Origin of the sequence: Streptomyces sp. NBC_00335 (assembly GCF_036127095.1) — a bacterium.
GTDB lineage: Bacteria > Actinomycetota > Actinomycetes > Streptomycetales > Streptomycetaceae > Streptomyces.
In genome coordinates this window covers 5,755,334-5,780,158 of sequence record NZ_CP108006.1, presented here as the reverse complement: position 1 = coordinate 5,780,158, position 24,825 = coordinate 5,755,334, and the positions used below count along the sequence as shown (strand labels likewise).

Annotated in this window: 20 protein-coding genes and 2 pseudogenes; 8 read left to right on the top strand and 14 right to left on the bottom strand. The window is 73.1% G+C overall.

Going from position 1 to position 24,825, the window contains the following annotated elements; translation table 11 throughout:
- Positions 1-34: 34 nt before the first annotated feature.
- A complete protein-coding gene (locus OHA37_RS26005; RefSeq protein ID WP_266913099.1) occupies positions 35-1,135 on the bottom strand; it encodes a carbohydrate kinase family protein in 1,101 nt (366 codons plus the stop codon).
- Positions 1,136-1,360: 225 nt separating this feature from the next.
- On the opposite strand from OHA37_RS26005, the gene OHA37_RS26000 reads away from it, so the two are divergent.
- Positions 1,361-2,752: an MFS transporter gene (locus tag OHA37_RS26000; protein ID WP_266908979.1), complete on the top strand. Its 1,392-nt coding sequence runs from the start codon at positions 1,361-1,363 to the stop codon at positions 2,750-2,752.
- 186 nt (positions 2,753-2,938) lie between these two features.
- Here OHA37_RS26000 and OHA37_RS25995 read toward each other — a convergent pair whose 3' ends face one another.
- The 6 genes from OHA37_RS25995 to hrcA all read right to left on the bottom strand — a co-directional run bounded on the left by OHA37_RS25995 (position 2,939) and on the right by hrcA (position 8,475).
- Positions 2,939-3,847 (bottom strand): ribonuclease Z, encoded by a 909-nt coding sequence (locus OHA37_RS25995; RefSeq protein WP_266908978.1) that lies wholly within the window; start codon positions 3,845-3,847, stop codon positions 2,939-2,941.
- Positions 3,848-3,850: 3 nt separating this feature from the next.
- Positions 3,851-4,210, bottom strand: coding sequence for a histidine triad nucleotide-binding protein (locus OHA37_RS25990; protein ID WP_266908977.1), 360 nt, complete (start codon positions 4,208-4,210; stop codon positions 3,851-3,853).
- A gap of 75 nt (positions 4,211-4,285) precedes the next feature.
- Positions 4,286-5,029 (bottom strand): 16S rRNA (uracil(1498)-N(3))-methyltransferase, encoded by a 744-nt coding sequence (locus OHA37_RS25985; RefSeq protein ID WP_266908976.1) that lies wholly within the window; start codon positions 5,027-5,029, stop codon positions 4,286-4,288.
- The gene (locus OHA37_RS25980) at positions 5,026-6,117 is read right to left on the bottom strand and encodes a nitronate monooxygenase (RefSeq protein WP_266908975.1); all 1,092 of its coding nucleotides are present in this window, start codon (positions 6,115-6,117) and stop codon (positions 5,026-5,028) included. Before OHA37_RS25980 ends, OHA37_RS25985 begins: the two co-directional genes overlap by 4 nt.
- A gap of 204 nt (positions 6,118-6,321) precedes the next feature.
- Complete coding sequence (gene dnaJ / locus OHA37_RS25975) at positions 6,322-7,458, bottom strand: molecular chaperone DnaJ (protein ID WP_243334753.1); 1,137 nt, start codon at positions 7,456-7,458, stop codon at positions 6,322-6,324.
- On the bottom strand, positions 7,459-8,475 hold the full coding sequence (gene hrcA, locus OHA37_RS25970) for a heat-inducible transcriptional repressor HrcA (RefSeq protein WP_266908974.1): 1,017 nt from the start codon (positions 8,473-8,475) through the stop codon (positions 7,459-7,461).
- Between the two features lie 151 nt (positions 8,476-8,626).
- Between hrcA and OHA37_RS25965 the strand changes: the two genes are divergently transcribed.
- Both OHA37_RS25965 and OHA37_RS25960 read left to right on the top strand, forming a co-directional pair.
- Positions 8,627-9,352, top strand: a complete 726-nt coding sequence (locus OHA37_RS25965) for an MBL fold metallo-hydrolase (RefSeq protein WP_266908973.1) — start codon at positions 8,627-8,629, stop codon at positions 9,350-9,352.
- Positions 9,353-9,380: 28 nt separating this feature from the next.
- Positions 9,381-10,178: a DUF3097 domain-containing protein gene (locus OHA37_RS25960; RefSeq protein ID WP_266908972.1), complete on the top strand. Its 798-nt coding sequence runs from the start codon at positions 9,381-9,383 to the stop codon at positions 10,176-10,178.
- Between the two features lie 188 nt (positions 10,179-10,366).
- Here the strand turns inward: OHA37_RS25960 and hemW are convergent, their stop codons facing one another.
- From hemW to lepA, 3 genes are all read right to left on the bottom strand, one after another.
- Positions 10,367-11,599, bottom strand: a complete 1,233-nt coding sequence (gene hemW / locus OHA37_RS25955; protein ID WP_266908971.1) for a radical SAM family heme chaperone HemW — start codon at positions 11,597-11,599, stop codon at positions 10,367-10,369.
- 67 nt (positions 11,600-11,666) lie between these two features.
- On the bottom strand, positions 11,667-13,559 hold the full coding sequence (locus OHA37_RS25950; protein WP_266908970.1) for an AMP-dependent synthetase/ligase: 1,893 nt from the start codon (positions 13,557-13,559) through the stop codon (positions 11,667-11,669).
- A gap of 255 nt (positions 13,560-13,814) precedes the next feature.
- Entirely contained in the window at positions 13,815-15,680 is a 1,866-nt protein-coding gene (gene lepA / locus OHA37_RS25945; protein ID WP_266908969.1) for a translation elongation factor 4, read from the bottom strand.
- Between the two features lie 244 nt (positions 15,681-15,924).
- Between lepA and rpsT the strand changes: the two genes are divergently transcribed.
- Entirely contained in the window at positions 15,925-16,191 is a 267-nt protein-coding gene (gene rpsT, locus OHA37_RS25940; protein ID WP_250739437.1) for a 30S ribosomal protein S20, read from the top strand.
- Between the two features lie 521 nt (positions 16,192-16,712).
- Here rpsT and OHA37_RS25935 read toward each other — a convergent pair.
- Positions 16,713-17,360: a TetR/AcrR family transcriptional regulator gene (locus OHA37_RS25935; RefSeq protein ID WP_266908968.1), complete on the bottom strand. Its 648-nt coding sequence runs from the start codon at positions 17,358-17,360 to the stop codon at positions 16,713-16,715.
- 92 nt (positions 17,361-17,452) lie between these two features.
- Here OHA37_RS25935 and OHA37_RS25930 point away from each other — a divergent pair, with 92 nt between their 5' ends.
- A complete protein-coding gene (locus tag OHA37_RS25930; protein ID WP_266908967.1) occupies positions 17,453-18,874 on the top strand; it encodes an MFS transporter in 1,422 nt (473 codons plus the stop codon).
- Between the two features lie 467 nt (positions 18,875-19,341).
- Here OHA37_RS25930 and holA read toward each other — a convergent pair whose 3' ends face one another.
- On the bottom strand, positions 19,342-20,334 hold the full coding sequence (gene holA, locus OHA37_RS25925; protein ID WP_266908966.1) for a DNA polymerase III subunit delta: 993 nt from the start codon (positions 20,332-20,334) through the stop codon (positions 19,342-19,344).
- A 74-nt stretch (positions 20,335-20,408) separates the two neighbouring features.
- Here holA and OHA37_RS25920 point away from each other — a divergent pair, with 74 nt between their 5' ends.
- From OHA37_RS25920 to OHA37_RS25915, 3 genes and pseudogenes are all read left to right on the top strand, one after another.
- Complete coding sequence (locus OHA37_RS25920; RefSeq protein ID WP_266908965.1) at positions 20,409-20,651, top strand: hypothetical protein; 243 nt, start codon at positions 20,409-20,411, stop codon at positions 20,649-20,651.
- A gap of 243 nt (positions 20,652-20,894) precedes the next feature.
- Positions 20,895-21,013 (top strand): annotated as a pseudogene (locus OHA37_RS40815) (amidase domain-containing protein); the annotation flags it as partial.
- A 7-nt stretch (positions 21,014-21,020) separates the two neighbouring features.
- Positions 21,021-21,443, top strand: coding sequence for a hypothetical protein (locus OHA37_RS25915; protein ID WP_266908964.1), 423 nt, complete (start codon positions 21,021-21,023; stop codon positions 21,441-21,443).
- Positions 21,444-21,493: 50 nt separating this feature from the next.
- Here the strand turns inward: OHA37_RS25915 and OHA37_RS25910 are convergent, their stop codons facing one another.
- Together OHA37_RS25910 and OHA37_RS25905 are read right to left on the bottom strand one after the other, a co-directional pair.
- Positions 21,494-22,375, bottom strand: coding sequence for a YceI family protein (locus tag OHA37_RS25910; protein WP_266908963.1), 882 nt, complete (start codon positions 22,373-22,375; stop codon positions 21,494-21,496).
- Between the two features lie 136 nt (positions 22,376-22,511).
- Positions 22,512-24,725, bottom strand: a pseudogene (locus OHA37_RS25905) (ComEC/Rec2 family competence protein); the annotation flags it as partial.
- Positions 24,726-24,825 lie beyond the last annotated feature (100 nt).

The following is a 24,825-nucleotide window of genomic DNA, read 5'->3' as shown; positions in this document are numbered from 1 at the left end:
CCCGCACCTCACCCCGTTCCCCGGCCGGCCAGGCCTACGCCGACTGGCGGAAGCCGATCGTCGGGACCGCCCGGCGCCTGCTGGCCGGGGCGGCGGCCCGCGGGACGAGGTCGTCCAGGAAGCCGTACCGCCCGCGCAGGGCCTCCGGGGCGGTGCGCCACCAGTGGGCCACCTCCGGCCAGCCGGGGGCCGACAGGGAGCCGCCGAACTCCTGCACCGACAGGGCGGCCGTCAGGCCCGCGAAGGCGAGCCGGTCCGCGAGCGGCCACTCGGCGAGGGTGCCGGTCAGGAAGCCCGCCACGTACACGTCGCCCGCGCCGGTCGGGTCCAGGGCGTCGACCGCGATCGCGGGGACCTCGGCCGTCTCCCCGGTCCGCCCGTCCACCGCGTACGAGCCCTCGGAGCCCATCGTCACCACCGCGATCGGCACCTTCTCGGCCAGCGCCCGGGCCGCCGCGCGCGGGCAGTCGGTGCGCGTGTACGCCATCGCCTCCCCCGCGTTGGGCAGGAAGGCCTCGCAGTGCTCCAGGTCTGCGAGCGCCCCCAGGTCCCAGCGCCCGCTGTCGTCCCAGCCGACGTCGGCGAACACCCTGGCCCCGCGGCGGGCCGCCTCGGCGACCCAGGCCTCGCCGCCGCCCGGGCCGAGGGAGGCCACCGCCGCGCGGGCGCGGGGAGGGCACTGGGGGAACGGGCCCGGGTCCGCCGGGAGCGGGGCCTCGTGGCCGTGGGAAACCATCGTGCGCTCGCCCTCGTACGCCATCGAGACGGTGACGGGGCTGTGCCAGCCCGGCACGGTCCGTGACATCGACAGGTCGATGCCCTCGCCCTGTTCGAGGGCGTCCCAGCAGTACTCCCCGTAGTGGTCGTCCCCGAAGGCGGCGGCCAGGGAGGTGCGCAGACCGAGCCGGGCGAGGGCGGTGGCCATGTTGGCGACGCCGCCGGGGCTGGACCCCATGCCGCGCGCCCAGGATTCCGTGCCGCGCACGGGGGCCGAGTCGAGGCCGGTGAAGATGATGTCGAGGAAGACCGTGCCCGTCAGGAAGACGTCGCAGCCGGGTTCTTGGGGGTCGCGCAGCGGACCGAGGGGGTCCACGGCGGAGTCGAGGCTGTCCCGGCTGCTGCGACTGGTCACGATGTACTCCCCGTTCGGTTCGGCGCACGTGGTGAATCTTGGCGGGTCGTTTCTTCACTTGGCTTAACTCACGTCCGCCGTCAGGCCCTCCCTCGTGGGAGGACCCAGGTAACAGTGTGACGCAGATCACCGCCTGAACGCCCTTCTCGGAAGATCGGGCCGCTTGATAGATATGAGCCCCGCGCTCTTGCGGAATCTCACGCTCCACCTGCACCACCTGGAACATCCGTGCCCGACCGCACCCCCGCGCCGCCCGCCGCCTGGCCGCTCGTCGCGCTCTTCACCTCCGGTTACGTCGCCCCGTACCTGCTGCCGACCGTGGTCGGCCGGCTCGACGCCCACCTCCCGCTGAGCCCCGCGCAGGCCGGACTGATCGGCTCGGTCCTGCTGCTCGGCTCGGCCGCCGCCGGCTTCACCCTCGCCTCCCGCATCCGGCGCCACGGACCGCGTCCGCTGGCCCGGCTCGGGCTGCTGCTCGCCGTCCTCGGGTACGGCACGGCGGCCGCCACCGCGCAGCTCCCCCTCGTCATCGCGGGCGCCGTCCTCGGCGGCTTCGGATCGGGCACGGCCACCGCCGTGGCCGCCTCCGGGATCGCGGCGCAGCGCGACCCGCACCGGACCTCCTCGCTGGGGCTGCTGTCGGTGTCGGCGACGGCCGGGGCCCTGTACCTGACCCTGCCCCGGCTCGGCGGCGGGCACGGGCTGCCGTTCGCGGCGATCGCCCTGGTCGCGCTCGTGTGCTGGCCGGCGACGGGCCGCCTCGACGGGGCCGACCGCACGGAGCACGCGGAGCGCGCCGACAGTGCCGTACGGGCTCCGGGGCGGCTGCCGTACCCGCGCGCCGGGGTGGTGCTCGCCGGGGCCCTGATGCTGTGGTCGCTGGCCCAGAACGCCCTGTGGGGCGTCAGCGGCCGCATCGGCGCGCAGCAGGCGGGCCTGTCCGAGGTCACCCTCGGGATCGTCTTCGCGGCCGCGCTCGGCGCCGGGCTGCTCGGGGTCACCGCCGCCTCCGCGCTCGGCGCCCGGCTCGGCCGGGCGGTCCCGGTGGGCGTGGGCACGGCGGTCATCGCCTGCTGCGTGGTGCTGGCCTCGCACGCGCGGGACCTGGGCTCCTTCGCCGCCGGGGAGATCCTGTGGAACGCGGTGTACCCCGTCGTGCTCTCCTACGCCATCGGCCTCGCCGCCGCCCTCGACCCGCTCGGGCGCTGGGCCGTCCTGGTCGGTTCCGCGTCCTCGCTCGGCGTGGCCTGCGGGCCCGTCACCGGGAGCCTGCTCGCCGAGGGCGCGGGGTTCCCGGGCATGGGTCTGGTCCTCGGGGGGCTGCTGCTGGCGGTGGCCGGGCCGATGGCCGCGGTCGCCCTGCACGTCGGCGGACGCCCGCTGACCCCCGGCTCGGTGCGCCGGCGCGGCGGGGCCCCGGCGGCCGTGCTCGCCGCCGGAGCCGGGACGCCGGCCGGCTCGGTGCCGAGGGTCGGCGCGCAGGAGCTGGAGGTCGTGGAGCTCGCGCGGCTCCGCGCCCGCCCGCTGCGCCTGCCCCCGCTCCGGGTCCTGCTGCTCTCCCCGGCGGCGTCCCGCCGAGCCCGCGAACGCCCCCGCAGGCGCATCCGCACCGGCGTCTAGTGCTGTGGCCGGAAAGGTTTGCCGGGTCGCGGCGTTCGGTGCGGTGCATCGCAAGGCGGAGGACCGCGCCTCGTACTGGACGTACCGGCGTGGTCCGACAACGCGGCGAGGTGCCGTGCCGGGCGTCGCGACCCGGTGAACCTTTCCGGTCACAGCACTAGACCGCGACCCCCGTGCCGGGACCCGCTATCCGCCCCGCTTGGGCACGGGCACCCGTACGAGGTCCGCGGCGATCGTCAGCTCGCCCTCGAAGCCGGCCGCCCGGGCCTGCCGTTCGAACTCGGACGGATCGCCGTAGCGCTGCGAGAAGTGCGTCAGCACGAGGTGCCGCACTCCCCCGTCCCGGGCCACCCGGGCGGCCTGCCCGGCGGTGAGGTGTCCGTGGTCGGTGGCCAGTTGGACGTCCTCGTCGAGGAAGGTCGACTCGATCACCAGCATGTCGCAGCCCGCCGCGAGCACCTCGACGCCTTCGCAGAGCCGGGTGTCCATGACGAAGGCGAACCGCTGTCCGGGGCGCGCCTCGCTGACCTCGTCGAGGGTGACCCCGCCGAGGCTGCCCTCGCGCTGGATCCGTCCCACGTCCGGCCCCTTGATCCCGTGGAGCGCGAGCAGTTCGGGCCGTATCCGGCGCCCGTCGGGCTCGGTGACCCGGTAACCGAAGGACTCCACCGGGTGCGACAGCCGTACGGCGTCGAGGGTGTACGCGTCCCCGCGCGCCAGGATCCCGTCCTCGGCCACCGGCTCCTCGGCGAGCTGCACCGTCTCGCGGTAGGCCGTGGCGTACCGCAGCCGGTCGAAGAACTTCTGTCCGGAGGCCGGGTAGTGGGCGGTGACGGGGTGCGGGACCCGGTCGAGGTTGATCCGCTGGATGACCCCGGCGAGGCCGAGGCTGTGGTCACCGTGGAAGTGGGTGACGCAGATCCGGTTGATGTCGTGCGCGGCCACCCCGGCGCGGAGCATCTGGCGCTGGGTGCCCTCGCCGGGATCGAAGAGGATGCCCTCCCCGTCCCAGCGCAGCAGGTAGCCGTTGTGGTTGCGGTGGCGGGTGGGCACCTGGCTGGCGGTGCCGAGGACCACTAGTTCTCGTACGGACACGGTTTATCCCGGGGGCCATTCGAAGCCGCGGCCGCCCAGGACGTGCACGTGGGCGTGGAAGACGACCTGGCCGACGCCGGCGCCGGTGTTGAAGACGAGGCGGTAGCCGCGCTCGGCGAGTCCCTCGTCGGCGGCGACGCGGCCGGCCTCCGTCAGGACGTCGGCGGCGATCCCGGGCTCCGCGGCCGCGAGGGAGGCTGCGTTGGGGTAGTGCACCTTCGGGATGACGAGGACGTGGGTGGGCGCCTGCGGGTTGATGTCGCGGAAGGCGACGGTCGTGTCCGTCTCCCGGATGACCGTCGCGGGGAGGTTCCCCGCGACGATCTTGCAGAACAGGCAGTCGGCCTGCGGTTCCCCGGCCATGTGCTGAACCCTTCGTGACGGGTGATCGGTTCCGGCATGGTATCCACCGCCACCGGCCGGACCGGACCGGACCGGTCAGGACCAGCGGCCCGTCCTCGCCAGCAGCACCGCCGCGGCGGCCGTGCCCGCCGTGGAGGTGCGCAGCACCGAGGGCCCCAGCCGGTACGGGTGCGCCCCGGCCGCGGCGAAGGCGGCGAGTTCGTCCGGGGAGACCCCGCCCTCGGGGCCGACGACCAGGACGATGGAGCCGGCGGCGGGCAGTTCCGCGGTGGCCAGCGCGCCCGAGGGGGCGTCCCGGTCCTCGTGCAGGACCACGGCGAGGTCGGCCCCGGCGAGCAGGGTCGCGACCTGCTTGGTCGACAGCGCCTCCTCGACCTCGGGGAAGCGGACCCGGCGGGACTGCTTGCCGGACTCGCGGGCGGTGGCCCGCCACTTCGCGAGGGATTTGGCACCCCGGTCGCCGCGCCACTGGGTGATGCAGCGCGAGGCCTGCCAGGGCACGATCGCGTCGACGCCGGTCTCCGTCATGGTCTCGACGGCGACCTCGCCGCGGTCGCCCTTGGGCAGGGCCTGGACGACGGTGATCCGGACGGCCGGCTCCGCCTCCTCGTGGACCCCGGACACGGAGACGACGAGGCGGTCCTTGCCCTCGGCGGCCGTGACCACGGCCTCGGCCCAGCCGCCCCGGCCGTCGGTCAGCACGAGGGCCTCGCCGGGGGCCAGCCGCTTCACGGAGACCGCGTGGCGGCCCTCGGGGCCGTCCAGGACGAACTCCGGCCCCGCGGGAACCTTTTCGACCACGAACACCGGGGCGGTCATGACGCACTCCTCATCTGCATTGCCTTCAACACGTCCTGTGCCGCGCCGAGTTCCGCCGCGAGCACCTCCACCAGTTCCCCGGCCGGCAGGGCCCGCGCCAGCCGGTGGCCCTGGCCCGCCCACAGGGCCATGCCCTGCGGGTCCCCGGCCGCGGCGGCGGCCTTGCGCAGCGGCGCGGTCAGGTGGTGGACCTGCGGGTACGCGGCCGGGGCGTACGGGCCGTGCTCGCGCATGAACCGGTTGACCAGTCCGCGGGCCGGCCGCCCCGAGAAGGCCCGGGTCAGCTCCGTGCGGACGAACAGCGGGTCGGTCAGGGCCTTCTTGTGCAGGGCGTGCGCGCCGGACTCCGGGCAGGCCAGGAAGGCCGTGCCGAGCTGCGCGGCCTCCGCACCCGCGGCGAGCAGTGCGGCGATCTGCGAGCCGCGCATCAGGCCGCCCGCCGCGATGATCGGCAGGGCCACGGCCTCGCGCACCTGCGCGACGAGCGCGAGCAGGCCGACTCCGGCCGTGCCGTCGCCCTGCGGGTCGTCGCGGTGGGTGCCCTGGTGGCCGCCCGCCTCCACGCCCTGGACACAGACGGCGTCGGCGCCGGCCGCCTGCGCGGCGCGGGCCTCCTCGACGGAGGTGACGGTGGCGATCGTGTACGTACCGACCTTGCGCAGGCAGGTGAAGGCCGCGGGCGAGGGCAGGCCGAAGGTGAACGAGACCACGGGTACCGGGTCTTCGATGAGAATGGCCAGTTTGGCGTCGTAGCCGTCGTCGCTGGTGCCGATGATGTCCTCGTCGGCGAGGGAGATCTCGTACCAGGAGGCCTCGCTGGCGAGGTGCCCGCGGTAGGCCTCCACGACCGCCGGGTCCACGTGGGAGGCCTGCGGCAGGAAGAGGTTGACGCCGAAGGGGCGGCGGGTGAGCGCGCGCAGCCGCTTGATCTCCTGGTACATGCCGTCGGCGGTCTTGTAGCCGCCGGCGAGGAAGCCCAGTCCGCCCGCTTCGCAGACGGCGGCCGCGAGCGGCGGGCAGGAAGCGCCGCCCGCCATGGGCGCCTGCACGATCGGGTACGCGAAGAGACCGTTCGGTGCGGAGGACATGTGCTGCATCGTGCCATGTCCCGCTCACGGGACCGAATCACGGCATTCGCCTGGCATAGTCCCCTTCACCGGGGTGCCCGAATACCGCCGCCGCCCTGCCGTCCCGCATGCCGCGAGCCCGGTCCGGGGCATCCCCGGACCGGGCTCGCAGGTGTTCTCGTACACCGCCGGGACGCCGCCCCTACGGTGCTCCGCGCGTGCGGATCAGCGCCCGTTGAAGGCGTCCTTCAGACGGCTGAACAGGCCTTGCTGGCCCGGCGCGAACTGGCCGAGCGGCCGCTCCTCGCCGCGCAGCTTGGCGAGCTGGCGCAGCAGGTCCTCCTGCGCCGGGTCCAGCTTGCTGGGGGTGGTGACCTCGACGTGGACGATCAGGTCGCCGCGGCCGCCGCCGCGCAGGTGCGTGACGCCCCGGCCGTGCAGGGGGATCGCCTGGCCGGACTGGGTGCCGGGGCGGATGTCGATCTCCTCCAGGCCGTCCAGCGTCTCCAGCGGGCACTTGGTGCCCAGGGCCGCCGCGGTCATCGGGATGGTGACTGTGCAGTGCAGGTCGTCCCCGCGCCGCTGGAAGGTCGGGTGCGGCAGTTCGTGGATCTCCACGTACAGGTCGCCGGCGGGGCCGCCGCCGGGGCCGACCTCGCCCTCGCCCGCGAGCTGGATCCGGGTGCCGTTCTCGACGCCCGCCGGGATCTTGACGGTGAGGCTGCGGCGGGAGCGGACCCGGCCGTCGCCCGCGCACTCGGGGCACGGGGTCGGGACCACGGTGCCGAAGCCCTGGCACTGCGGGCAGGGGCGCGAGGTCATGACCTGGCCCAGGAAGGACCGGGTGACCTGCGAGACCTCACCGCGGCCGCGGCACATGTCACAGGTCTGCGCCGAGGTGCCGGGGGCGGCGCCTTCGCCGGAGCAGGTGGTGCAGACGACGGCCGTGTCGACCTGGATGTCCTTGGTCGTGCCGAAGGCGGCCTCGTCCAGTTCCAGGTCGAGGCGGATCATGGCGTCCTGGCCGCGGCGGGTCCGCGAGCGCGGTCCGCGCTGCGAGGACTGGCCGAAGAAGGCGTCCATGATGTCGGAGAAATTGCCGAAGCCGCCCGCTCCGAAGCCGCCGGCTCCGCCGCCGCCCGAGGAGGACAGCGGGTCGCCGCCGAGGTCGAAGACCTGCTTCTTCTGCGGGTCCGAGAGGACCTCGTAGGCGGCGTTGATCTCCTTGAAACGCTCTTGCGTCTTGGGATCGGGATTCACATCCGGGTGCAGCTCGCGCGCGAGCCGCCGGAATGCCTTCTTGATCTCGTCCTGCGATGCGTCGCGGCGCACGCCGAGAACGGCGTAGTAGTCCGTGGCCACTTACGACTCCGCCAGGATCTGTCCGACGTAACGTGCCACTGCGCGTACCGCTCCCATCGTTCCGGGGTAGTCCATGCGGGTCGGTCCGACCACGCCGAGTTTGGCGACTGCTTCGCCGCCCGAACCGTAGCCGACCGAGACGACGGACGTGGAGTTCAGTCCCTCGTAGGCGTTCTCATGCCCGATCTTTACGGCCATTCCCGACTCACTGGCCTCGCCCAGCAGCTTGAGGAGCACGACCTGCTCCTCCAGCGCTTCGAGCACCGGCCTGATCGTCAGGGGAAAATCGTGTCCGAAGCGGGTGAGGTTGGCGGTGCCGCCGATCATCAGCCGCTCCTCCGCCTCCTCGACCAGCGTTTCGAGAAGGGTGTCGAGGACGGCTCGCACCGTCACCCGGTCTTCGGTCTCGAAGGATTCCGGAAGGTCCTTCACCAGCGGCGGCACGTCGGTGAACCGGCGGCCGACGACAATGCTGTTGAGCCGCGCCCGCAGGTCCGCGAGCGAGGTGTCCGCGAAGGGGGTCTGGCAGTCGACGAGCCGCTGCTCGACCCGGCCGGTGTCCGTGATGAGGACCAGCATCAGGCGGGCCGGGGCCAGCGAGAGCAGTTCCACGTGCCGGACGGTGGAGCGGGTCAGCGACGGGTACTGGACGACGGCGACCTGCCGGGTGAGCTGCGCGAGCAGCCGCACCGTCCGGCCGACGACGTCGTCGAGGTCCACGGCCCCGTCGAGGAAGTTCTGGATGGCCCGGCGCTCGGGCGTCGACAGCGGTTTGACCCCCGCCAGCTTGTCGACGAAGAGGCGGTAGCCCTTGTCCGTGGGGATCCGGCCGGCGCTGGTGTGGGGCTGGGCGATGTAGCCCTCGTCCTCCAGCACGGCCATGTCGTTGCGCACGGTGGCGGGCGAGACGCCGAGCCGGTGCCGCTCGGTGAGCGCCTTGGAGCCGACCGGCTCCTCCGTCCCGACGTAGTCCTGGACGATGGCGCGCAGCACTTCGAGTCTGCGTTCGCTGAGCATCGCGCACACCTCCATCGTTTCCGTCGTTCGCGGCTTCGGCAGGCTCTGCCTGCTGGCACTCTGAGCGTTCGAGTGCCAGAGATCCCCCGGTCAGTGTACGGCGGGGTGGTACGCCCGTAGCAAGGGCGGCCCGCCAAGGTAGCGTCGCGGCATGGACCTGCGTTGGGAAGAGGCGGGCTGGGAACAGCTCACAGAACGGGTCGGCCGCAAGCGGCTGCCGGTGTGGGACTGCACCGTGGGACTGGTGGTGGGCGAGGATTCGGCCCTCGTGATCGACCCCGGATCCTGCCTTCGGGAGGGCTCTGCGGTGCGGGCCGAGGCGGAGCGGCTGGCGGGCCGCCGCGTGACCCATCTCGCATTCACACACGGACATTTCGACCACGTATTGGGTGGTGCGGCGTTCGCGGGAGTGGAGGTCTACGGTCCGGTCGGGCTGGACGCCGTGCTCTCGGCGGGCCGGGAGGAGCTGCGCGAGGACGCGGTCCGCCAGGGGCTGGCGGAGGCCGAGGCGGCCGAGGCGGCGGACCTGCTGGTGGTTCCCCGGCACCTGGTGTCGGGCGAGTGGACGCTCGACCTGGGCGGGGTGCAGGTGCTGCTGGCGAACGTGGGGCCCGGGCACTCCGGGCACGATCTGGCCGTCTTCGTACCCGGAGCGCGCGAGGTGGTCTTCTGCGGCGACCTGGTCGAGGAGTCGGGCGAGCCGCAGGCGGGTCCGGACGCGATGCCCGGGCAGTGGCCGGCGGCCCTGGACCGGCTGCTGGCCCTGGGCGGGGACGACGCTCTGTACGTGCCGGGTCACGGAGCGGTGGTCGACGCGGCCTTCGTGCGTGCCCAACGCGACACACTGGCAACCCGTTTCGGCGTGTCGGCCCCCTGAGGCGGCCCGCTCTCCTACCCTCGGCCGGATGCGTGAGTACTCCCCCGACCTGACCCCGCAGTGGAAGCGCGCCAAGCCCGTCCCGGAGGTGCCGGCGGATCCCGATCTGGTGGTCGAGGTGGCGGGTACGGACTTCTGCGGCGCGGTGGTGGCCTGCGAGGCGGGCACGGTCACCCTGGAGGACCGCTTCGGCAAGCGCCGCGTCTTCCCCCTCGAACCCCGCGCCTTCCTCCTGGACGGCGCCGTGGTGACCCTGACCCGCCCGGCCCGGGGGCCGGCCGCCCCGGCCCGTACGGCCTCGGGCTCGCTCGCCGTGCCCGGGGCCCGGGCACGGGTGGCGCGGGCGGGCCGGATCTACGTGGAGGGCCGCCACGACGCCGAACTGGTCGAACGGGTCTGGGGCGACGACCTGCGGATCGAGGGCGTCGTGGTGGAGTACCTGGAGGGCATCGACGACCTCCCCTCGGTCGTCGCGGACTTCGCCCCGGCCGCCGACGCCCGGCTGGGCATCCTGGTGGACCACCTGGTGCCGGGCTCCAAGGAGTCCCGCATCGCCGCCTCCGTGACCTCCCCGCACGTCCTGATCGTGGGACACCCGTACGTGGACGTCTGGCAGGCGGTGAAACCCTCGGCCCTCGGCATCCGCGCCTGGCCGGTGATCCCGCCCGGCCAGGACTGGAAGACGGGCATCTGCCGCGCCCTGGGCTGGCCGGAGAACACCGGAGCCGCCTGGCAGCACATCCTGTCCCGCGTGACCTCGTACAAGGACCTGGAGCCCACCCTCCTGGGCGCGGTGGAGCACTTGATCGACCACGTGACGGCATAGAGTCGGCGAAAATTCAGCCCCGCCGGCGTTTGAGGCGCGGGGGTCCGGGGGCTGGCCCCCGGGAACGGCGCCGCACGCGGCAGGGGGCACCTCCCAGCGGTAGCTGGGGGAGGGTCCGGGCGGAGCCCGGGGAACGGTGGAAGGGCGGGTAGGGGACGGCCCCGCAGGGCTACCCACCCCGGACGGGGCTAGTCGACCAGGTCGCGGACCACCGCGTCGGCCAGCAGCCGCCCCCGCAGGGTCAGGACGGCCCGCCCGGCCGCGTACGGGCCTGCTTCGAGGAGCCCGTCGGCCAAGGCGCGCCGCGAGGCGGCCAGCCCCGCCTGCGCGAGCAGCGACAGCGGCACCCCGTCCACGAGCCGGAGCTCCAGCAGGATCCGCTCCACCCGCCGGTCCTCGGAGGACAACAGCTCCCGCCCGGCCCCGGGCGAGCGCCCCTCCGCCAGCGCAGCCGCATAGGCGCCGGGATGCTTCACGTTCCACCACCGCACCCCGCCCACGTGCGAGTGCGCCCCGGGCCCGGCCCCCCACCAGTCGGCGCCGCGCCAGTACAGCTCGTTGTGCAGGCACCGCCCGGCCTCGGAGGTGGCCCAGTTCGAGACCTCGTACCAGGAGTACCCCGCCTCGGCCATCACCGAGTCGAGGATCAGGTACCGGTCCGCGTGGACGTCGTCGTCCGTCATGGGGACCTCGCCCCGCCGGATCCGCCGCGCGAGCTGGGTGCCCTCCTCCACGATCAGCGCGTAGGCACTGATGTGGTCGGGCCCGGCCCCCAGCGCCGCCGACAGCGACGCCCGCCAGTCCTCGTCCGATTCCCCCGGCGTCCCGTAGATCAGGTCCAGGTTCACGTGCTCGAAGCCCGCCGCCCGCGCCTCCGCCACGCAGGCCTCCGGCCGCCCGGGGGTGTGCGTGCGGTCCAGCACCTTCAGGACGTGCTGCTTGGCGCTCTGCATGCCGAAGGAGATCCGGTTGAAGCCGCCCGCGCGCAGCTCCGCCAGGTACTCCGGGTTCACCGACTCCGGATTGGCCTCGGTGGTCACCTCGGCGTCCTCGGCCAGCCCGAACTCCTCGCGGATCGCCGCGAGCATCCGTACGAGGTCGCCGGCGGGCAGCAGCGTGGGCGTGCCGCCTCCCACGAAGACGGTGCGCACGGCCCTCGGGTCGTCCCCGAGCACCTTGCGCGCCAGCCGGACCTCGTCGATCAGGGTGTCGGCGTAGTTCTCCCGAGAGGCGAGCACACCGCCGGTGCCCCGCAGCTCGGTGGCCGTGTAGGTGTTGAAGTCGCAGTACCCGCAGCGCGTGGCGCAGTACGGAACGTGCAGGTAGAACCCGAGCGGCCGCTCCCCCGCTCCCTCGAGGGCGTGGAGCGGCAGCGAGCCGTCTTCGGGCATGGGTTCACCGTCGGGCAGTGCGGAAGGCATGAGCCCATTGTCCCGCACTGCCCCAAGGTCGTTTACGCGTGCGCGGCGCCTGCGGCCGCGCCCCGGACTACGCCTCCCGGGAGCCCTCGTACATCTCCTCGATGAGGTGCTTGAACTCGCGCTCGACGACCGGCCGCTTCAGCTTGAGGCTCGGGGTGAGGTCCCCGTGCTCCACGTCGAGGTCGCGCGGCAGGAGGCGGAACTTCTTGACCGTCTGCCAGCGCTGGAGGCCCTCGTTGAGGGTCTGGACGTAGGTCTCGATGAGCCGGTTCGTCTCGGGGGCGGCCAGGACCTGGGAGTACGTCTTGCCCTCCAGGCCGTTCTCGGCGGCCCAGACCAGGATGGAGGGCTCGTCGAGGGCGATGAGGGCGGAGCAGAAGTTCCGGTCGGCCCCGTGGACGACGATGCTGGAGACGTACGGGCAGAGCGCCTTGAACTGGCCCTCGATCTCCGCCGGGGCGACGTACTTGCCGCCCGAGGTCTTGATCAGGTCCTTCTTGCGGTCGGTGATGCGCAGGTAGCCGTCCGCGGAGAGCTCGCCGATGTCGCCGGTGTGCAGCCAGCCGTCGGCCTCCAGCACCTCGGCGGTCTTCTCGGGCTGCTGGTGGTAGCCCTGCATGATGCCGGGGCCGCGCAGGAGCACCTCGCCGTCGTCGGCGATGCGGACCTCGGTGCCGGGGAGCGGCTTGCCGACGGTGCCGGTGCGGTAGGCCTCGCCGGGGTTGACGAAGGAGGCGGCGCTGGACTCGGTGAGCCCGTAGCCCTCCAGGATGTGGATGCCCGCGCCGGAGAAGAAGTAGCCGATGTCGGGGGCGAGGGCGGAGGCGCCGGAGACCGCGGCGCGCAGGTTGCCGCCGAAGGCCTCGCGGAGCTTGGAGTAGACGAGCGCGTCGGCGATCTTGTGCTTGGTGGAGAGGCCGAAGGGGGCGCTCGCCCGGCCGGTGCGGCGGAAGTTGTCCTGGGTGACCTTGGCGTACTCGCGGGCCACGCCGACGGACCACTGGAAGATCTTGTACTTGGCGCCGCCGCCGGCCCGGGCCTTGGCGGCGACCCCGTTGTAGACCTTCTCGAAGATGCGCGGGACGGCCGCCATGTAGGTCGGCTGCACGATCGGCAGGTTCTCGATGATCTTGTCGATGCGGCCGTCGACGGCGGTGACGTGGCCGACCTCGATCTGGCCGGAGGTGAGCACCTTGCCGAAGACGTGGGCGAGCGGCAGCCAGAGGTACTGGACGTCGTCCTTGGTGATCAGGCCGGTGGCGACGGTGGCCTTGGCCATGTACGACCAGTTGTCGTGCGGCAGCCGCACGCCCTTGGGGCGCCCGGTGGTGCCGGAGGTGTAGATGAGGGTGGCGAGCTGGTCGGCGGTGATGGCCGCGATCCGCTCCTTGACCGCCTCGGGGTGCTTGGCGAGGTACTCCCGCCCGCGCGCCTCCAGGTCGGCGAGGGAGAGCACCCAGCCCTCGGGGTCCCCGTCGGCCGCGACGGCGTCGGCGGCCTCCAGGACCACCACGTGCGCGAGCTCGGGCAGGTCGGCGCGGCGCTCGCGGGCCTTGGCCAGCTGCGCGGCGTCCTCGGCGATCAGGATCCGGCTGTCGGAGTCGGAGAGGATGAACGCCGACTCCTCGGCGTTCGTGCTCGGGTAGATGGTGGTCACGGCGCCGCCGGCGCACATCACGCCGAGGTCGGCGAGGATCCACTCCACACGGGTGTTGGAGGACAGCGCCACGCGCTGCTCCGGCTGGATCCCGAGGTCGATGATCCCGGCCGCGATGGCGAATACCCGCTCGGCGGCCTGGCCCCAGCTCAGCGACTTCCAGTCGTCCGGGCCGCCCCGGCCGTCCGCCGCGGGCACCGGATAGCGGTAGGCCTCGCCGTTCGGCGTGGCGGCGACACGCTCCAGGAAGAGGGTCGCCACGGTGGGCGGGCGGTTCTCGATCAAGGTCTGTGTGTCGCTCACGGACATCCTCCGGACCACTCGGCAGGGCCTGTTCATCACAGGGGCGGACTGACTGGGTGGTGGGTCAGGGTGGGTGGCTGAGTCAGGGCTTGGCCGCATCCGACCAAAAAAACTGGCGAGTAACCAACGAGCATTGATCAGACTAGGGGCCCTCCGCCTGGCGCGTAAGAGTCCCCGGGCAGCCGATTCATAACGAAACAAGCCCCCGCGCCGGAGCGCGGGGGCCTGCTTCTCGTCCGATGACCGTCGCTGCGGCTACTTCTTCTTGCCGCCGGACTCGTCGCTGGACAGGACGGCGATGAAGGCCTCCTGCGGGACCTCCACGGAGCCGACCATCTTCATGCGCTTCTTGCCTTCCTTCTGCTTCTCCAGCAGCTTCCGCTTACGGGAGATGTCACCGCCGTAGCACTTGGCGAGGACGTCCTTGCGGATGGCGCGGATGGTCTCGCGGGCGATGACGCGGGAGCCGACGGCCGCCTGGATCGGGATCTCGAAGGCCTGCCGCGGGATGAGCTCGCGCAGCTTGGCGACCAGGCGCACGCCGTAGGCGTAGGCGGCGTCCTTGTGGCAGACGGCGGAGAAGGCGTCGACCTTGTCGCCGTGCAGCAGGATGTCGACCTTGACCAGGCTGCCGGCCTGCTCGCCGGTGGGCTCGTAGTCGAGGGAGGCGTACCCGCGCGTCTTGGACTTCAGCTGGTCGAAGAAGTCGAAGACGATCTCCGCGAGCGGGAGCGTGTAGCGGATCTCGACCCGGTCCTCGGAGAGGTAGTCCATCCCGAGGAGGGTGCCGCGGCGCTGCTGGCAGAGCTCCATGATCGCGCCGATGAACTCGGAGGGCGCGAGCAGGGTGGCCCGTACGACCGGCTCGAACACGTCCCTGATCTTGCCCTCGGGGAACTCGCTCGGGTTGGTGACGGTGACCTCCTTGCCGTCCTCCAGGACGACGCGGTAGACCACGTTCGGCGCGGTGGCGATCAGGTCGAGACCGAACTCGCGCTCCAGGCGCTCGCGCACCACGTCCAGGTGGAGCAGGCCGAGGAAGCCGACGCGGAAGCCGAAGCCGAGCGCCGCCGAGGTCTCCGGCTCGTAGACCAGCGCGGCGTCGTTGAGCTGGAGCTTGTCCAGGGCCTCGCGCAGGTCGGGGTAGTCCGAGCCGTCGAGCGGGTACAGGCCCGAGAAGACCATCGGGCGCGGGTCCTTGTAGCCGCCGAGGGCCTCGGTCGCGCCGTTGTGCAGGCTGGTGATGGTGTCACCGACCTTGGACTGACGGACGTCCTTCACGCCGGTGATGATGTAGCCCACCTCGCCGACGCCGATGCCGTCGGCCGGGGTCATCTCCGGGGAGGAGACGCCGATCTCCAGCAGCTCGTGCGTGGCGCCGGTCGACATCATCCGGATGCGCTCGCGCTTGTTGAGCTGGCCGTCGACGACACGGACGTAGGTCACGACACCGCGGTACGAGTCGTAGACGGAGTCGAAGATCATCGCGCGGGCCGGGGCGTCCTTGGGACCAACGGGGGCCGGGACCGTGGCGACGATCTTGTCGAGCAGCACGTCCACGCCGAGACCGGTCTTCGCCGAGACGCGCAGGACGTCCTCGGGCTGGCAGCCGACCAGGTTCGCGAGCTCCTCGGCGAACTTCTCCGGCTGGGCGGCCGGCAGGTCGATCTTGTTCAGGACCGGGACGATCGCCAGGTCCTTCTCCATCGCCAGGTACAGGTTGGCGAGGGTCTGCGCCTCGATGCCCTGGGCCGCGTCCACCAGGAGGACCGTGCCCTCGCACGCCGCGAGGGAGCGCGAGACCTCGTAGGTGAAGTCGACGTGCCCGGGGGTGTCGATCATGTTGAGGACGTGGGTCTTGCCCTGATCCTCGCCCGTGTTGGGCGCCCAGGGCAGCCGGACGGCCTGGGACTTGATCGTGATGCCGCGCTCACGCTCGATGTCCATGCGGTCGAGGTACTGGGCGCGCATCTGCCGCGAGTCCACCACACCGGTGAGCTGGAGCATCCGGTCGGCAAGGGTCGACTTGCCGTGGTCGATGTGCGCGATGATGCAGAAATTGCGGATCAGCGCCGGGTCGGTACGGCTCGGCTCGGGCACGTGGCTGGGGATCGCGGGCACGCAGTGTCCTGATTCTCGGGTCGCAGTCGGAACGAAGTGTGGGCGTCGGTCTGCGCGAAATCAGATCTGGTCGGGTCTAGTCGGATCTATACGCAGACTCCCATGGTCCCATGAACCGGGGAGTGCGCTCGGTTTGGGCCGGTCGGAAGGCAGCTGGTAACCTGAGCAGCTGTGTCTCGTGTGCCCTCTAGCTCTACGGGACGCAATCCGAAGATCAAATCTCTGAACCTGCAAAGGCTCTTTCGTGGCGAACATCAAGTCCCAGGTCAAGCGCAACAAGACGAACGAGAAGGCTCGCCTTCGCAACAAGGCCGTCAAGTCCTCGCTCAAGACCGCCATCCGCAAGGCCCGTGAGGCCGTCGTCGCCGGTGACGTCGAGAAGGCCACCGTGGCTTCCCGCGCCGCTTCCCGCGCGCTCGACAAGGCCGTCTCGAAGGGTGTCATCCACAAGAACGCCGCCGCCAACAAGAAGTCGGCGCTGGCCACCAAGGTTGCCTCCCTTCAGGGCTGAGCCCCTGATGTGATAGCCGGGCAAGGATCCAGCGGGCCCTCTCTCCCGCTCCCGACCGGCACTCCGCGCCGCACACGAAGCGTTCGCCACGCGGGTGCGGTGCAACCCCAGAAGTAACCGAAGGCCCCGACCGCCTCCCTTCCCCAGGGCAGCGACCGGGGCCTTCGGCATGCGGCGCCCTGCGGCACTCACGGGGCCGCATGCCCATGGAGCCCCGGGAGCCTCCGGGGGTCGAGACCCCAGGGCGCCCCCGAGCCGTACGGACCCCCGCCCCAGGCGAGCCTCCGATCCAGGCGAGCTCCCGGCCCACGCAGAACCGCCGATCCAGGCGAGCCGGCCCTCTTGGGGCCTCAGCCCGCTCAGACTCCGACTCAGCTCGGAGCCCGGGGGCCACCCAAGGCCCGGAGCCACCCAAGGCTCGGGGTCACTCAGCGCCCCGGCCCGCTCAAGGCCCGGGCCCGTCGGCAGCACAGAGGCGCCGGCCGGCCGCACGGGGAGCCCCCCGGCCCGTACGGGACCCCTCAGGCCGGCCCCGTAGGGCTTCCCGGTGCGGCGGGGCGGGCCGTCACGGCGGCGAGGACGGTGGCCGTGAGGATCTCCGGCGCCTCGGCAGGGGTCATCCGCCCGGCCTGGACTTCGGCGGCGGCCGCGTGGACCAGGCTGTAGACGACCGTGACCAGCCAGTCGGCGGACAGGTCGGCGCGCAGTTCGCCGCTCTCCCGGCCGCGGCCGATCAGCCGGCGTACGGGAGCCAGGATCCGGTCGTGCCGCTCGCGCAGCCGCTCGGGCGGCAGCGCCGCGGAGACGGCCGCGAACACCGCGGAGTGCCGGTCGAGGACCCTCCACGAGCTGCGGATGAGGAGCCCGAGGGCCTCCTCCACACCACGCTCCTCGGCGCCGCCACCGGCCCCGGCTGCCCCTCCCCCACCGTCGAGCGCCTCAAGCGTGGCCGCGGCCTCGTCGACGGCCCGGTCGAGGGCGGCGTCGAGGAGGGCCTCCCTGGTCGGGAAGTGCGAGTACAGCGTGACGCGACTGACTCCGGCAGCGCGGGCGACGGCGGCCATGCTCGCCTGCGGGTCGGCGAGGAAACAGTCCAGGCCCGCGTCGACGATCGCGGCGGTGTTGCGCTCGGCGTCTGCGCGGCGGGCGCGGGGTGCGTCGGAAACCATGCCTGCAAACTTAACACCACTGTTCACATTCCCCGGGCGAAGCCGCATACTCAATCCCTAACACCCCTGTTAACTTTAGGAGCGGCTTCGCCATGCCCTCGCACGCCCCACACACCCCGCACACCCGGGACCAGAACCGGGACACGAACGCACACCCCCACCCGACTCCGCACCAGCACGACCATCAGCCCCCGCCCCCGCCGCACCCGCGCCGTCGCCCCCTCCTCGTCCTCCTCTGCGTGGCCCAGTTCATGCTCATCGCGGACGTCACCGTCGTGAACGTCGCTCTCCCCGCCATCGCCACCGACCTGTCCCTCTCCGGCCCCGGCCTGACCTGGGTCGTCACGGCGTACACCCTGTTCTTCGGCGCCCTCCTGCTGGCCGGCGGACGGCTCGCGGACCGGTTCGGTGCGGTGCGGACGTTCCTGACCGGGCTGGCCCTCTTCACCGCAGCCTCGGCGGCCTCCGGGCTCGCGGCGGACTCCGCCACCCTGATCGCGGCCCGCTCCGCACAGGGCGTCGGCGCCGCCCTGCTCTCGCCGGCCGCCCTGTCCCTGGTGACGACCCTGTTCCAGGGCCCGGCCCGGAACCGAGCCCTCGGCGCCTGGGCGGCGATCGGCGGCACCGGCGCGGCCCTCGGGGTCCTGCTCGGCGGAATCCTCACCGACGGACCCGGCTGGCGTTGGATCTTCTACCTCAACCTGCCCGTCGGCGTACTCGCCCTGCTCGGCGTCCCGCTCCTGCTCGGCCGCGCGCTCCGCGGCACCGCCGCCGGCCGCCGGACACCGGTCAACATCCCCGCGACCCTCCTGCCGACCCTGGCCGCGGCCGCACTCGTCTACGGGCTGACCGAACGCTCCTGGCTCCCGGCCGTCGGCGCCCTGGCCGCAGCGGCCCTCCTCCTGGTGACACAACGCCGCTCCACGAACCCGCTGATGCCCCCCGCCATGCCGGGCCGCCGCTCCCTGCTCGGCGGCAGCGCGGTGATGCTGGGAGCGGCGGGCCTGCTCGTGACCGGGTTCTACCTGAGCTCCCTGCACATCCAGCAATCCCTCGGGCGAAGCCCCCTGGTCACCGGGCTGGCCTTCCTCCCGGCGGCGGTCGCCGCCACGGCGGGCGCACACCTGGGCTCCCGGCTGCTCCCCCGCTTCGGCTGGCGCCCCGTCGGCGCGGCGGCGTTCACCCTGGCCGCCGCGGGCGCGGCCCTCACTTCCCTGGACGGCCTCTGGTCGGGCCTGGTCCCCGGCTTCGCCCTGCTGGCCCTCGGACTCGGCGCGGCGTTCGTGTGCGCCACGACCTCGGCCCTCTCCGAAGTGCCCCCGGCCCACACCGGACTCGCCTCCGGCCTGGTCGGCACCTCACACGAACTGGGCGCGGCCCTCGCCATCGCCGCCCTGGCCTCAGCAGACTTCACCACCCTCGCCTACCCGGCCCTGGCCCTAGTTCTGGCCGTCCCCTTCCTTCTCCCCCCGGGCCACCCCGACCCCACCTCCCCCCACGCAATGGCCCACTGACCCCACGAGCCCGCCACGCCAAAGACAGGTCCGGGCGCACCAACCCAGCCCATCCGGCCCACGAAGACAGGTCCGGACACCATCAACCCACCCCCCGCCCGGCACACAAGGACGGCCCAGGCGGCACCAACCACCCCGACCCACACATGAGGACCGGGCCCGGGCACCACCAACCCACCCCCGACCGACGCACAAGGACAGTCCGGGCGGCACCAACCCAGCCCGTCCGGCGCTTGAGGACCGGGTCCGGGCGGAGCCCGGGGAACGGGCGAAGGGCGGGTAGGGGACAACCCCCGCAGGGCCCCCGCCCGCAGCCGCACACCAGCGTCGGCTAACCGGCCCCGCTTTCAAGACGAACAGCCCGAGCCCCGGGGCCCAGGCTCGACTCCGGGGCCCAGGGGCTCAGGGGCTCAGCTCCAGGAACCAGGGCTCAGCCCGGGCCGGGGCCCGCCTCGGGGAACCCGGAGCTAGCCCCGCCGGGTCCGCGCCGCCCGGGCGACCGCGACGACCGCCTTCTCAAGGGCGTACTCGGGGTCATCGCCCCCGCCCTTCACCCCCGCATCCGCATCCGCCACCGCCCGCAGGGCGTCAGAGACACCGTCCGCCGACCACCCCCGCATCTGCTGCCGGACCCGGTCGATCTTCCACGGCGGCATGCCGAGGTCACGCGCGAGGTCCCCGGGACGGGCCCCCCGCGGGGCCGAGGCCAGCTTCCCGATCGCCCGGACCGCCTGGGCCAGCGCGCTGGTGATCAGCACCGGGGCCACCCCGGTGGACAGGGACCAGCGCAGGGCCTCCAGGGCCTCCGCGGCCCGCCCCTCCACCGCCCGGTCGGCGACGGTGAAGCTCGAAGCCTCGGCCCGGCCGGTGTAGTAGCGGCCGACCACGGCCTCGTCGATCGTGCCCTCGACGTCCGCGCACAGCTGCGCCGCCGCGCTCGCCAGCTCCCGCAGGTCACTGCCGATCGCGTCGACCAGCGTCTGGCAGGCCTCAGGCGTGGCGGAACGGCCCAGCGTCCGGAACTCTCCCCGCACGAACGCCATCCGGTCCGCCGGCTTCGTCATCTTCGGGCAGGCGATCTCGCGGGCACCCGCCTTGCGCGCGGCGTCCAGCAGGCCCTTGCCCTTGACGCCGCCCGCGTGCAGGAGGACGAGGGCGATCTCCTCGAACGGCGCGGCGAGGTAGGCCTTGACCTCCTTGACCGTGTCGGCCGAGAGGTCCTGCGCATTGCGCACGACGAGCACCTTGCGCTCGGAGAAGAGCGAGGGGCTGGTCAACTCGGCCAGCGTGCCGGGCTGGAGCTGCTCGGAGGCGAGGTCACGCACGTCCGTGTCGGCATCGGCGGCTCGCGCCGCCGTCACGACCTCCCGCACGGCGCGGTCGAGCAGCAGGTCCTCCTGCCCCACCGCGAGGGTGATCGGGGCGAGCGGATCGTCGGTGGAATTCTTCCTGGTGGCCATCGCCTCCAGCATCCCACGCCGCACTGACAGACCCTCGCGCCCCGGCCCCCTGCCCCGTACCCGAGAATGTCCGGGTGAACGTGCGACATGTACTGGTACTGCCCGACCGCGACACCGCCGACGAGGTGGCGCGGGAGGTGGTCGACCGCTTCGGCCTCCCGGAGGAACCGCAGCTGGTCCGCGACGCCCTCGCCGGTGAGGACGACGCCGAGGACGCCCAGTGGCTGGTGGTCGTCGAGGACCCGCGCGAACGGCTGGACGCCACGGCCCTCGACGCGCTCGCCGCCGAGTACGACGGCTGGCTCGAAGCCCCGTAGCCACGGGACCCGGCCCGGGTGCCGGCTGTCCACGATGACGCACCAGCTGATCCCGTGATCGTGCGCGCCCGTGCTTGACCAGGGCCCCCGACGCGAACCGGATCCGTACGAGATCGACGCGCGACTCAGGACCGGTCAGCCTGACCGGGAAATCGGCGATGCGCCGCACCACGGCATCGACCCCGGCCTCCGCGTAGACCCGGGCCCCGCGGGACCACCTGGGAGCTGACCGGCATCAACCTCTACCGGAGCAGTAGCGGCGCCGCCATCTCACCTACCATTCCGCCAACCCCTACCGGAAGTCGGTGGCGAGCATTGTGGCGTCCAACCCCAACGGGATCTACTGCGCGTTCCGCACCTGACCGAGCGGTGCGCGCCCTCGTCCTCCTGGTGACCGTGCTCTGTGCCGCGCTGCTTTCCGGATGCGGTGGTGGCGACGGGCCCGACCTGGCGGACCAGGACCGCTTCTTCCGTGACTACGTCCGTGTGCTCAACGCATCCGACCAGGACGGCCTGGCCCGGCTGCTCGACGCCCATCCGCACGGCGCTCAGGACGCGAAGGCCCGGATCGCCGCGTACGGCGGTCGGGACTGGGACGTCAGCTGGAGCCGCACCTCGGAATTCAGCAACATGTGGAAGGTGACGCTCAGCGGCACGGCCGGTACGGACCGGGCGCCCGTCCGGGTCACCGAGACGGTGACCCGGGAGGGCGAAAACTGGGTGATGGCACCGCTGGACGGAGTCGTGCCCAGGCCTTCGGGCGCGGCGGACACGACTCCACCCGGCGGCTGACCACATCGCCTCGGGGCAGGGCACTCCCTGTCGTGGCGGGCCCCGCCCGGTCAGGCCTTGTGCACGATCTGCGTGTCCAGGGTCACTTCCACGTTCGAACCGATCGCCGCGATCCCGTGCGCCAGCATCGACTGCCAGTTCAGCGTGAAGTCCTCGCGGTTGAGTTCGGCCGTCGCCCGGCAGGCCGCCCTCGGCTCGCCCTCCAGCCCCGTACCCAGTCCCAGGTAGTGGGTGTCCAGGGTCACGGACTGGCTGACCCCGTGCAGGGTGAGAGCGCCCGCCACGGACCAGCGGCTGCCGCTGCGGTGGATGAACCGCTCGCTGTAGAACTCCACCGTCGGGTGGCGGGCCGCGTCCAGGAAGTCCGCGGAGCGCAGGTGGTCGTCCCGCATGCGCAGCCCGGTGTCGATGCTCGCCGCGTCGATGATCACGTGCATGGAGGAGTCCTCCATACGCTCGGCTATCCGAACCGCACCGGCGAAGGTGTTGAACCTGCCGTTGATCCGGGCGAAGCCGATGTGCCGGGCCGAGAAGCCGATCGAAGAATGCCCCGGATCGAGCTCCCAGTGGCCCGGCTGCGGCAGCAGCGGCGGATCCACCGGGTCCAGGACGATCTCCCCGGTGCCCGGCTGCGCCGGGTCCCCCACCAGGGTCGCCCCGTGGAAGGGCGCGTAGCCCTCGGCCGTGACGGCCAGCCGGTACTCGCCCGCCGGCACCGCCGCCGTGAACCCGCCGAAGGGGTCGGTCTCCCCGCTGACGATCCGTCGGCCTATCGGATCGGTCACCTCGAACTTGGCCTGCCGGACCGGCTGGTGGACCGTGTCGAGAACCCGGCAGCTGAGCAGCCGCGCGGTATGAGGAAGCGTCAGTGTCGCGGATGTCTGGGGACTGGCGCTTCCCGCCGTCTCCGTCCCCCGTCTGCGACTGAACATGGTTCATGCACCCCCGTGCTGTGTGGGCTTGGACCGCTCTGGCGAAAACGAATTCGATCATGCTGTCGGGTTGGGGGCAAACGGAGCGGTCACTCCTGGTATGCCCGTGCCGTACCCGTCGCCGAATGGCCGGGAACGCCCGCAGCCGCGGGCCGCTGCCGGTGACGGCGACCGAACCGTCCTCGTCCGTGCGCAGTACGGCCGCACCCGAATCCCGCAGCCGGGCGAGCGTACCCGGCGCGGGGTGCCCGTACCTGTTCCCGGCGCCCACCGGGACGATCGCGAGGCGCGGCCGGATCCGCTCGTACAGCCCGGGATCCTGGTGGGCGCTGCCGTGGTGCGCGACTTTGAGGACGTCGACCGGCCCCAGTTCCGGATGGTTCCTCAGCAAGGCCTGCTGGGAGCCCGGTTCGAGGTCGCCCAGCAGGAGCAGGGTCAGGCCCGCGCCGCGTACCAGCAGGGCCACGCTCGCGTCGTTGGGTCCCTCGGGAAAGGCGCCCGCGGCCGGCGGCCACAGCACCTGCCACTCCAGCGGCCCGGCCCGCCGCCGCTCCCCCTCCCCCGCACGGACGACGGGTACCCCGGCGGCCGCCGCCGTCCGCCGTACGAACGCGGCCTGGCCCGGCGGTTCTTCCAGCCCGGTGACTTGCACCACACCCACCGATCGGCCCTTCAGTACCCCCGTCAACCCGCCCACGTGGTCGGCGTGGAAGTGCGTCAGCAGGATCAGCGGCACCCGGCTCACGCCCAGTTCCCTCAGGCACACGTCCACCGGCCCGGGCTCGGGGCCCGCGTCCACCACCACGGCCGTACCGGGGCCGACCGCGAGTACGGCGGCGTCCCCCTGGCCCACCGCGCACTGGGTGTAGATCCAGTCGGGCGGCGGCCAACCCTTGATCGTACGAGTGACCAGTGGCGGCCTCAGTACGGCGAGGAGCAGCACCACGGCCAGGGCGGGGGCGAGCCATCGCCCACAGCCGAACCGCCTGCCGAGCACCACCACCGCGAAGGTGGCCGCGGCGAGCAGCAGCCCTCCGCCCACCCCGCCGGGCCAGCCCAGCTCCGCCCCGGGCAGGTTCGCCCCGCCCCGGGCCACGGCGGCGATCCACCCGGCGGGCACGCCCGCGCACCGGGCGAGCACCTCGGCCACCGGCCGGCACACCGGGGCAGCCGCGAGCGCGGCGAACCCGAGGACGGTCGCGGGTCCCGCCGCCAGCTCGGCCAGCAGGTTGCAGGGCACCCCCACGAGGCTCACCCGGGCCGACAGCACCGCGACGACCGGCGCGCACACCGCCTGTGCCGCCGCCGCGGCCGCCAGCGCCTCGGCCCAGCGCGGCCGCATCCCGCGCCGCTGCAGGGCCGCGCTCCACCGGGGAGCCAGCGTCAGCAGGGCTCCGGTGGCCAGGACGGAGAGGAGGAAGCCGTAGCTCCGGGCCAGCCAGGGGTCGTAGAGCACCAGCAGCAGGACGGCGGTGGCCAGCGCCGGGATCAGGGACCTGCGCCGCCCGGTGGCGATGGCCAGCAGGGTGACCGAGCCGCAGGCCGCCGCCCGCAGCACGCTGGGCTCCGGCCGGCACACCACCACGAAGGCCAGGGTCAGCGCCACCCCGCACAGGGCCGTCGCCCGCAGCGAGAGCCCCAGACGCGGGGCCAGCCCGCCCCGTTCGGCCTGCTGCGCGCGGGCCGGGGCCCCGATGAGCAGGAAGAGCACCACGGTCAGGTTGGAGCCGGAGACGGCCAGCAGGTGCAGCAGATCGGTGGCGCGGAACGCCTCGTGCAGATCGGGCTCCACCCGGGAGGTGTCCCCCACCACCAGTCCCGGCAGCAGGGCCCTGGCGTCCGGGGGCAGCCCGTCGGTGACCTCGCGCAGCCCGGCCCGCAGCCGCCCGGCGATCCGCTGGACGGTGTCCGGACCGCCGGTCACCCGCGGCGGGGAGTCCCCGGCGGGACGGAGCAGGGCGACGGCCCGCTCCCCGCCCCGCGCCGGGGACAGCCGGGCCACCACCGCGACCCGTGTCGAGGGCTGCAGCCGGTCCCACCCCGGATGCCCCGCCAGCACCCGCACCGGGGTCGACACCCGGGTCCGGGCACCATCGGGCCCGGTCACCCGGGTCACCACGGCGTCGAGCACCACCACCGGCGGCCCGCTCCCGGTGCGGGCCGTCCGCGGATCGGAGCCCACGGTGAGGTCCGCCAGCACCCGGGCATGGTCCCGGGCCAGCTCCGGGACCGGCCCGGCCCGCGCCTCGGCCCGCTGGAGGCCCGCCACGCCGGCGCCGGCGGCCGCGCACAGCAGGACCACCGCCGCGGCCGTCCGGAACGGCACGGAGCGCCGGCGGCCCGCCAGCATCAGCAGCCCGGCCGCCCCGACCCCCAGCCCCGCCGCCACGGCACTGCGGCCGGCCGATACCCCGAGCCCCACGGCAGCCGCCCCCCAAACGGCGAGAGCC